This is a genomic window from Streptomyces sp. NPDC006283 (genome assembly GCF_040613325.1).
Lineage (GTDB): Bacteria > Actinomycetota > Actinomycetes > Streptomycetales > Streptomycetaceae > Streptomyces.
In genome coordinates this window covers 1-9559 of record NZ_JBEXRZ010000261.1, presented here as the reverse complement: position 1 = coordinate 9559, position 9559 = coordinate 1, and the positions used below count along the sequence as shown (strand labels likewise).

The 9559-nt window shown below is 66.8% G+C and carries 8 protein-coding genes and 2 pseudogenes; 7 read left to right on the top strand and 3 right to left on the bottom strand.

Features of this window, described 5'->3' with window-relative positions; translation table 11 throughout:
* Positions 1–492: 492 nt before the first annotated feature.
* Entirely contained in the window at positions 493–1644 is a 1152-nt protein-coding gene (locus tag ABZ070_RS32740) for a caspase family protein (protein WP_356639238.1), read from the bottom strand.
* Positions 1641–1967, bottom strand: a complete 327-nt coding sequence (locus ABZ070_RS32735; RefSeq protein ID WP_356639240.1) for a hypothetical protein — start codon at positions 1965–1967, stop codon at positions 1641–1643. The genes ABZ070_RS32740 and ABZ070_RS32735 overlap by 4 nt, the downstream gene beginning before the upstream one ends.
* A gap of 65 nt (positions 1968–2032) precedes the next feature.
* On the opposite strand from ABZ070_RS32735, the gene ABZ070_RS32730 reads away from it, so the two are divergent.
* From ABZ070_RS32730 to ABZ070_RS32720, 3 genes are all read left to right on the top strand, one after another.
* The gene (locus tag ABZ070_RS32730) at positions 2033–2434 is read left to right on the top strand and encodes a helicase associated domain-containing protein (protein WP_356639236.1); all 402 of its coding nucleotides are present in this window, start codon (positions 2033–2035) and stop codon (positions 2432–2434) included.
* 45 nt (positions 2435–2479) lie between these two features.
* Positions 2480–4723, top strand: a complete 2244-nt coding sequence (locus tag ABZ070_RS32725; protein ID WP_356639234.1) for an AAA family ATPase — start codon at positions 2480–2482, stop codon at positions 4721–4723.
* A gap of 756 nt (positions 4724–5479) precedes the next feature.
* On the top strand, positions 5480–5860 hold the full coding sequence (locus ABZ070_RS32720) for a hypothetical protein (RefSeq protein WP_356639232.1): 381 nt from the start codon (positions 5480–5482) through the stop codon (positions 5858–5860).
* A 421-nt stretch (positions 5861–6281) separates the two neighbouring features.
* Here the strand turns inward: ABZ070_RS32720 and ABZ070_RS32715 are convergent.
* A pseudogene (locus ABZ070_RS32715) lies at positions 6282–7574 on the bottom strand (IS256 family transposase).
* Positions 7575–7699: 125 nt separating this feature from the next.
* Here ABZ070_RS32715 and ABZ070_RS32710 point away from each other — a divergent pair.
* The 4 genes and pseudogenes from ABZ070_RS32710 to ABZ070_RS32695 form a co-directional block, all read left to right on the top strand.
* Positions 7700–7861 (top strand): hypothetical protein, encoded by a 162-nt coding sequence (locus ABZ070_RS32710; RefSeq protein WP_356639230.1) that lies wholly within the window; start codon positions 7700–7702, stop codon positions 7859–7861.
* Between the two features lie 145 nt (positions 7862–8006).
* On the top strand, positions 8007–8426 hold the full coding sequence (locus ABZ070_RS32705; protein WP_356639228.1) for a hypothetical protein: 420 nt from the start codon (positions 8007–8009) through the stop codon (positions 8424–8426).
* A gap of 83 nt (positions 8427–8509) precedes the next feature.
* Entirely contained in the window at positions 8510–8713 is a 204-nt protein-coding gene (locus ABZ070_RS32700) for a hypothetical protein (protein WP_356639226.1), read from the top strand.
* A gap of 333 nt (positions 8714–9046) precedes the next feature.
* Positions 9047–9559, top strand: a pseudogene (locus ABZ070_RS32695) (transposase); the annotation flags it as partial.

Sequence of the window (9559 nt, the reverse complement as noted above, 5' to 3'; positions counted from 1 at the left end):
AAGCTAGGCATCTGGTACAGCAACACCAAGACCCGCCGGGACAAGCTCACCCCGCCCCAACGCGCCGCACTCACCCACCTCGGCATCGACTGGGCGTAAGCGGCAGGCCGATACTCCGAGGAGTACATGGAGGACGGTCGGCCAGATGCTGGCGTCGCGGCCCGGCCGCCAGTCAGTATGCAGAATCAGCCGTGCTCATCAGTTCCAGAACCATGGTGGGCCGGTCACTGGGACACTCGTGCGCGTATCGGTCGACGGCGGCATCGGGGGATGTGGACCTGTGGCTCAGAATCGCAAGGGGCACTACCGGGCAGGGCATTACGTGAAGCCGTCATCGGCGTCGAGCCGGTGGAAGAAACCGTCCACGGGTGTCGTCTTGGTGGCTGTGCTGTTGGCTATCGCCGGCTGGAACACGCTGTTCGGGGATGATGCGGAGCGTCCTGACGCTCCTCGGCCGCAGCCGTCGGCGTCATCAACGCCTGCCGTTGTGGGTCAGTGACGTCGTTCGCGGCGGAAGACCGAGAAGGACCGCTGCCACGACCTCTTCGTTCGAGGCTCCTCTGCCTGCTGGACGACCTCGCTCGGGGTGTCTGCGGTCGGTGCCTCGTCGCGGAGCCGCTGCCAGATGGCGTGCCACTGCGTGATCTGGCCGTCAGGGACGCCGCAGGCCGACAGGTAAGCGGCTGTCGTTGCCCACGTCGTGGGAAGGGTACGGCGGTTCAGCAGAGTGCTGACAGTGCCGGCCGAGATGCGTCCCGCCGAGCGCTGACTGACTGCCTGATGGGTCAGCCCGCTGGTCACCCGCACGTCCGCGAGTGCGGTGAAGAACCCCGTGACGGTGCGGATCTCATGCGGATCGGGCCAAACACGCCGTCCAGCCTCTGCCGCCTCCCCCACGGTGAGGAGTGGGGCAGGAAGAGCCGCGTGGTTGCGCCCGAGTGCCACACGGGCGCCGCTGTTGCGGTCCCTGGCCTGCGGGACGGGGTGCCCGCGCGCTTCCAGGGTCACCCGCAGATGCCGGTAGACGGCTCCCAGTTCCAGCAGGGGCGGGCCGTCAGGTATACCGAGGCGCAAGGTGTCCAAGAGCGCGCCGGTGAACGCCGTGTAGGTCTCTCCGACCGGTGCCAGGGCCGTGCGGGTCTCGGCCGAGGCAGCCAGGAGGAAACTGCCCTCGACGGCGGCCTGGTCGGCGAGGCCGGACGAGGCACTCATCCTGCCGAGCGCCAGACCGCTGTAGCAGCAGTCGAGGAGGACGATGTGCCGCTCCGCGCGGGAGCTCAGAAGGATCCGGCGCAGCCAGTCATAGTTCAGGCAGGTCTCGACCCGGTCGGGCTGTGTGTGCGGCAGAGCGAGAGTGAGCGTGTCTTGAGGGTCGATGAGGCCGTGGCCGGCGTAGTAGACGAGCAGGGTGTCGGTGGCCGCCACGGCCGCCTGGCGCAGCGGTTCCATCACGGTGGCTGGGTCGGGCGGGTTCTCGATGACGGTCACGTGCGGGGTGGGCATGCGCAGGGACAGCGGACCGGTCAGGAGATCGGAAAGGGCGGTCAGGTTGTTCGAGACGGCCGGCAACTGCTCAAGGTGGTCATAGCAGCTGGTACCGATCAGCACCGCCCGAGACGCCCCCGGATCGGGCAGGACACTCACGAGTCCCGATCCTCATCCGCGGTAGCGTCCAGCGCTCTGGTCGCCCGCTCGATCTCCTCGGGTGAGCAGTCCGTGAGAACGATGACCGTGTCCCCCCGGCGGATCTCCACCCGCGGCCGCTGCGGCCGGGTCTGCCGCCACGCCACCAACGCCAGCACGAACGACGCCCCGCTCCACCCGTTCCCCGTCACCAGCTGCAGCATGTCAAGTGCGGTGCCCATCTCCCCCGGCCGCGGCGCACTCCCGCGCACCTCGACCACGGCAGACCGGCGCACATCAGGATCCGACCGCAACCAGCCCTGCAACGAACGCAACTCCCCCACACCCGACCCGACCCGCACCTCTAACCGCACCCAGACCTCCCCCACTCCAAGCCGTCCCGCTACAGATGAGGACCGCACCCCACATCGTCCTCCACAAGACCCGTACTCCGCCGCACACTCCAAAAGATCAGCGCCAGTTGGCCGGCACTCGGTGGAGCGAACACGGCCGCCTCTGCCCGCCGATCAAGACCGTCCACGACTGCTTCCCCCTCGGCGAATGGCTCGACAGACAACGCCAACTCGCGACGAAACGGAGCAGCCCCTCCCCCACCCAGCAAGCACTCGCCGCGATCGACCCCTGGTGGAACCCTCCCTGGCCCATCCTGTGGCAACGCGCCTACCACCACGCCCACACCCACCCCCGCCACCCGGCAACCCACCACTGGCTCAACCGACAACACCGCACCTGGCCCCTCCTCCACCCCGACCAACAACCCCTCCTCAACAAGATCGGCATCACAGCCTGAACGAGCCTGAGTGGACTGTCAGAGGGCCGTGGAAGCATAGGAATCGTGAGCGGCGTAGATACAGTCCGGGGTATCGCCTATCAGCAGGCACAAGGCGTCCTGGAGGCGATCGGGCTTCTTGAAGACCCCACCCTAGGAAGTATCCGGGTCGAAGGCACCGACGACGCTGTCGATATCGAGCTCCTCGCCCGCGACGGAACACTGCGTCACGCCATCCAAGTCAAGGTGCGCGCCCCCGACTACACATGGGGCGAGTCCGTCGACCGGTTGTTTCGTGCCTTGTTCGACTTCGCGAGCAACCCCGAGCCGCAGCTTCGCGAGATGGACCGCCAGCGCATCGCCGCTCTCCTGGGCGTCCCCGCCGAACAGTCGCCTGCCCAGCGGTGGTCAGCCGTACGGGAGCGCTATCTGGAGGCAGCAAGATCCTGCATCGAGCAAGAGGCGATCGCACCTGCCGTTGCCGGCATCCAGATGCGAGACCCGTCGGTCATCCGGCAGCACGCATCGGGCGGCGGACAGAAGTTGCGCGTTGGCGAGCTGCTCAGCGGAAGTGGTCCGGTCGTGCTCTCTGGCCGCACGGGGACGGGGAAATCCACCGCAGTGCGCATCCTGCGCCAGCAGGCCGCAGCTGACGGCAAGGCCGTGATCACGGCGCACGCCGAGAGCTATCTTCCTGGACGTCTGGGGGCTCTCACGGCCGACGGCATCGCTGCCGTGCTCCGGGAGGTATGCCCCACTGCCACCGGTGCTCAGGCGCTGTCGGACAGCAACGTCACCTTGATCATCGACGGCGCCGCAGAGGTCGCCGAACCAACTCGCCGCGCCCTGCAGGAAGAACTGCTCGCACCTGTATCCGCTGGGCACGGAGCGCGCATTGTGCTGGTGGGACGCGATATGGCAGCGCTTCGGGCCATGCTGCCCAGCAGCGTGTCTCCAGAGATCTTTCGGATGGTGCCGCTGGAGTACGAGCGGCGGGTCGAGCTGGTTGAACGGGCGACCGCCACCGACGGGAGATCGTGTACGCCGCACATGGCCCGCGCTGTCGTAGCGACCCTCGACAAGACGCTGGGCAATGCCGCGGGCAATCCGCTCATGTTCTCCATGGCTATGGCGCTCCTGGACGACCAGGATGTTCCGAAGGGGAGAGCCGGCCTCTACCGAGCCTTCATCGAGCAGTTGGCTGCTCGAAGCGGCGCGACCGGGATGTCAGCTGTGCGTACCGCGCTGGGCATCGTCTTTGCGCTTCTGCTGAATGATGGCCGCCGGTACGCGGACGTCTACGAATGGCACCACCTGCTCAGTCAGGCCACATCCGCCCTTCGGTCTGTCGGCTTGCTGGCCGACGTATCGACCATTGACGAAGCAGCCCGCCGCTGCGGCCTGATCACCTCACTGGGCTGGGATCAGACCGTAGTCCCCATGCACGACTCGTTCGCGGACTACCTCGCCGGAGCCGCACACGCCAGCGGAGCCGAGCCCCTTCCCCACAGGCTTTCCGCCGGTGATGACCAGCGCATGCTGTTCTACGCAGAGCTTCGGGGAGTCGACGAGGCGATAGCAGCACTGGTGACCCGTGATCTGCCGTTCACGGCGGTGGCCCTGGCCAGCCACGATCGCAGGCCGCTGGGCCTGGAAGCGCCGCACCAGGTCACCTCACTGCTGTGCCATCTCTCCGCAGCCCAGGACCAGGCCGTGGTAATGAGTCGGCTGAAGGACGGACGAGCGCTGGCGCTGCGAGCTCCTGGAGCAGAGTCGGCCTGGGTCGATGAGGCTCGCGCCTTCGAACTCGCCCAAACATGTCATGCCGCCGTGGTGGACGAGGAGGCCGGTCCCCTGGCGGTCGCAACAAGGTTGTGGCGCCAGGAACTGCTTACCCGCCTTCACCAGCCCGCAGCTCTTTCCCCACGCCGCCCAGGCCCCGGGGAGACGGCAGCAGAAGCGCTGGTCCGGCACACTGAGCAAACGGCGCTGGTGGTCAACCAGTTGATCGACCTTGCCGCGCCGCCCGGTCACACCGCGGCGCTGAAAGCCCAGGTAGGCCCGCTCGGCCTGCACGCGGTCATCGGTCGTCCGCAGCAGGACGCGCTAAGCGTGTACACGCCCGTCGACTACCGGCACAGTGACGACGTCGTCGTCGAGGCCTCTGATGATCCCTCCTTCTCGCCAGGGGAAACCTGGGGTTGCACCACTCTCGAACACATGCAGGACAGTCCGCCCAGCGCCACGGCTCACCAGCGTGTCCGAGAGGCTATCGAAGCCCTCACGACGAGCTCCTGGCTGACGCCATAGCAGCGCACACAGCAATCAGGCCCTCAGAAACGGATGAATGCTCATGAACGACACGGCTGTGTGGCAAGCCGTAACACAGCAGGCCGGCGTCTGGGCAGCCCTGCCAGCCGTACAGGGGTTCGCCCGTCAGCTGCCCCGGAACGCGCCCACCCGCAGCAGCGGAGTACCGGGCAGGTTGCAGCAGATGCAGGCCTCAGACGCCGACATCGCCGGAACTCCCATGCGCCTGACCCGGACAGTCCACTTGTTCGAGCAAGTCCCCTACTTCGACGCGCCGTACGACAAGGACGCGTGGAGAGCCTGGCTGCAGTCAGCGGCACGGGTCGAAGCCGCGCACCGCACGACCATCGCCTGGCTGCGAGCCCGGATGCCCGGCTACCCGCAGCTGCCCGCGCCACAGCTCGTACCCGGAACCGCATTGACCAACACCGAGTACACCTTCCGTCTTGCCTGGCAGCCTGGCGAACGCGCCGCCGGCCTCCAGATGCGAGGGCTGCCGCCGAGCGCTGCCCGCCAGCTGCAGGCGACACACAACCAGACACGGGCCCTCGAGGAGAGCGCCCGCACCCCCTGGCCAACGCGCTGCAGGCGAGTCACGAATGGCAGCGGCTCGCTGACACCCGGCAGGCCCTGGACGAGACCAGCCGGAACGCGCTGCGCCAGACACGGACCCGCCTCAAACAGCGCCTCTCCCACACCGCGATCGACGGCCACGAACCCAGCCAAGTCCTGGCGCGGCACAACTACCGTTGCACCGTGCTGACCGAGGAGATCGAGCACCTGACCGGCCCGGCCCGGGCATTCACCGACGCCTTCGACGCCGCAGACCGCCTGGTGGAACTCGCCGCGAGTGACGTCCTCGGCCAGCTCGCCATCCACGGCCGCCCGCTCCTCCTAGAACACGTCACCGGCATCGACGTCGAACCCGGAAACCCTCGGCGCGTCCATTTCACCGTTCCCTACGACCCCTGGCTCGACACCGGCGAACTCATTCAGATCGACGACCCACTCCTGACAGACACATGCCTGCTCACCCGCACCACCATCAGCCTGGGATCCGGGCCCTCCCGCCTGTCCGCCCAGATCCTCCCCCGAACAGCGTCCCTGTGGGAGGCCACCCCGCATCGCCCCATCTGACACCCAGACTCGACGCTTCACGACCCGCTGGAAGCCAGGCAGCTTAGCCCGCACGACGGACGGAACAGCCCCAGATCATGTTCATCCCATACCCATAATCACTGAACATGCTGCCTCGTCACCACACATGACCCGCTCTGATCAGCCGACCCGCTACCTGACAAACCCGCAGATCAGGAGCCCACTCCAAGCCGACACGCACACCGGCCGCCCGCCGCTAAAGCTCCCACACCGCTCAATCGAAGCCGTTCCCCAAACTGATCAACCCAGGTCAACCCACCAATCACTGATCAGAAGAACCGCTCCTGGACAGCGCCGCCCTCGCCGCACTCACCCACCTCGGCATCGACTGGGCATAAGCGGCAGGCCGATACTCCGAGAAGGGTCTGTCAAACGAGCGGTGTATCTGGGTTGTTGAGGGCTACTGACGGGCTGCGGAGAGGCGGCCGTCGAAGGTGATGTCGAAGGCGTTCAGCGCGGTCTTCCAGCGCATGGTCCAGCGAGCTTGGCCCTTGCCGGTGGGATCGAGCGACATGATGGCCATGTAGACGCACTTCAGGGCGGCCTGCTCGTTGGGGAAGTGACCGCGGGCTTTGACCGCCCGCCGGATCCTGGCATTGACGGACTCGATCGCGTTCGTGGTGCAGACGATCCGGCGGATCTCGGTGTCGAAGCGGAGGAACGGGGTGAACTCTTCCCACGCGTTTTCCCAGAGCCGCACGATCGCCGGATACTTCCTGGCCCAGGCGTCGGCGAACTCGGCGAACCGGTCCAGGGCGGCTTCCTCGGTCGGTGCGGTGTAGACGGGCTTGAGGAGCTTGGCGATCTTGTCCCAGTCCTGGCGGGCGGCATAGCGGAAGGAGTTCCGCAGCAGGTGGACCACGCAGGTCTGCACGATCGTCTTCGGCCAGACCGTCTCGACCGCCTCGGGCAGGCCCTTGAGTCCGTCGCAGACCAGCATCAGCACGTCGCCCACGCCACGGTTCTTGATCTCGGTGAGGATGTGCAGCCAGTGCTTGGTACCCTCGCCGCCGTCGCCGGCCCACAGGCCCAGGATGTCCCGCCGGCCCTCCGCCGTGACGGCCAGGGCCACGTAGACGGGCCGGTTGGCAACGGCGCCGTCGCGGATCTTCACGTGGATCGCGTCGATGAAGACCACCGGATAGACAGCGTCGAGCGGCCTGTTCTGCCACTCGGCCATGCCGTCCAGAACCTTGTCGGTGATCGTGGAGATCGTCTGGCGGGACACTTCGGCGCCATAGACCTCCGCCAGGTGAGCCTGGACCTCACCGGTGGTCAGGCCCTTCGCAGCGAGCGAGATGACCATCTCGTCGACGCCGGTCAGGCGCTTCTGCCGCTTCTTGACGATCCTCGGCTCGAACGAGCCGTCCCGGTCGCGAGGAACGGCTATCTCGACCGGGCCGACGTCAGTGAGCACGGTCTTGGCACGGGTGCCGTTGCGTGAGTTACCGCCGTTCTTCCCGGCCGGATCGTGCTAGTCATAGCCGAGATGGTCGGTGATCTCGCCCTCGAGAGCGGACTCCAGCAGCCGCTTGGTCAGCTGCTGGAGCAGCCCGCCCTCACCGGTCAGCTGAAGGCCCTCGGCCTGAGCCCGGCCCACCAGCTCGTCGATCAACTGGTCGTCCACAGACTTTGCCGGCGCCGCTTCAGACGGCTCGACAGACTCGGCCTCGGCCATGTTGTTGCTGGTCATCGATGCATCTTCCATGATCGGGAGTTACACCGAACGTTTTACAGTCCCGCTACCTGCGCGACACCTCCATCTCCCCACTGCCCTTCCAACGCCTCGCCGAAGCCCACCCCGACACGGCCGACACAGTGATCAGCAAGGTCCTGCGCAAAACCGGCTTCACCTGGACCGAGCACGGCGAAGCCTGGCTACGACGCCGCAAGGCGGAGTTCTACGAGCGCGAGCCCCGCCCCGCCGTCTCAGTGATCGGCAACCGGTTGGCCGAACTCGTCGCCGCCAGCCGCCGCTGACCCGTGGCCACTTCCACCCTGGGGCTCCGCCTCTCGGATGTGCACGCCAATAACCACGCCAGCCTCATCACTGTCCGTGATGGCCATAATCCGTCGCCCTGATCGAAGTCCATGGAGAACAGGCCCAAGGCAGTTGGAGGCGTCGGTGACACAGGTGCATGACAGCATCGACGTTGCTCTCGACGTGCTGGCCAACCAGCCCAGGCGGCCTTCGGCACGAGCAGTGGAACTGCTGATCGAGACCACCGTGGTGGCTGCTGCGTCGCGGACCGCGAACGGTGAGCAGCCGCTGCTTGCTTGGAGAGTTTTGCGACATCGTTCGCGGCGTTCATCCATGACCGGTGGGACGATCCGCCGGTTTCCCCCGACCAGCCTGGCAGCAGCCCCAGCAGGCAGAGGCGGGCGAGCCGTGTTGAGGAGACAGCGGAATGTGGTTCCAACTGTCCAGAGCTGGGCGTGGCTGAAGCGCCGCGCGCACTACCAGCTCACCCCGCTGGCAAGGTTGATGGCGCTCTTTGAATCTCCTCAGGTGTCGCTCTTCAGTTGGCCAAACCTGCTCAGGTGATCTCCCCACCCATTGCGTGACTTTCTCGGCGTGTCGTGGAGAGCCTGCGTGAGCACGGAGTTCGGCCTGTTGAAGGGCCCTGGATGCTCACCTGGGAGGAAGGGTCGATCTCGGCGATCGCCCGACACCTGGGGCACGACCGCAAGACGATTCGCGCGTATCTGAACGGCGAGCGAGTCTCCGGCTATCGCCGTCAGTCGCCAGACGCGTTCATGCCCTTCCTGGAGTATTGCCGCCAACGGCTCAGCGACGACCCTCACTTGTGGGGCCTCGACGCTCTTCGATGAGGTCGTAGAACTCGGCTATGCAGGCGGATACTCCACCTTCACGCGTGCCCTGCGACGATACAAAGCGCGTCCGCACTGCGAACCCTGTCGGGCTTCGAACGGCCGCGACGTGGCGATCATCGCGCATCCTCCGGGTGAGGAGATCCAGTTCGACTGGGTCGAGCTCCCGGACCCGCCCGTGGAGTGGGGCGTCGGTGCCAATGCGCATCTCCTCGTCGGCGCCCTGGCTCACTCGGGACGATGGCGGGCTGTGCTGGCGGAGGCGGAGACCTTCCCGCACCTGGTTCAGGCCATCGACGCCGTGCTGCGGCGCCTGGGCGGAACGGCCCGGAGGTGGCGGTTCGACCGGATGGCCACCGTCTGCCACCCGCCGACCGGACGGATCCTGCGACCTTCGCCTCCGTCGCAAAGTACTACGGAGCCGGCGTCGACATCTGCCCGCCCCGGCGGGGCAACCGCAAGGGTGTCGTCGAGAAGGCCAACCACTCAGCTGCCCAACGCTGGTGGCGAACCGTCCGGGACGGCATCAGCATCGAGGCAGGTCAGAACGGTGTCGACAAGCTGGCCGTGCCGATGGACAGCGGCAAACGTAAGCTCGACGGAGCGTCGACCACAGTCGCCGCGCTCGCCGAGGCCGAGCCGCTGCTGGACCTCCCGACCCGTCCGTTCCCCGCTGAGCTGGAGCAGATCCGTGTCGTCAGCCCGCAAGGACTTGTCTCCTTCGCCGGCAACCACTACTCCGTCCCGCCCGGTCTGGCCGGCGCCCATGTCACGGTCCGGATCCGCCTCGGTGAGGACGACCTGCACGTGGTCACCGCCGGTCGCGCGGTCATCGCCCACCACCGC

Excerpts from the sequence above, each read along its gene's own strand:
- ABZ070_RS32730 (WP_356639236.1), top strand. The coding sequence starts at position 2,033 with ATGAGGACCGCACCCCACATCGTCCTCCACAAGACCCGTACTCCGCCG.
- ABZ070_RS32700 (WP_356639226.1), top strand. The coding sequence starts at position 8,510 with ATGCTCACCTGGGAGGAAGGGTCGATCTCGGCGATCGCCCGACACCTG.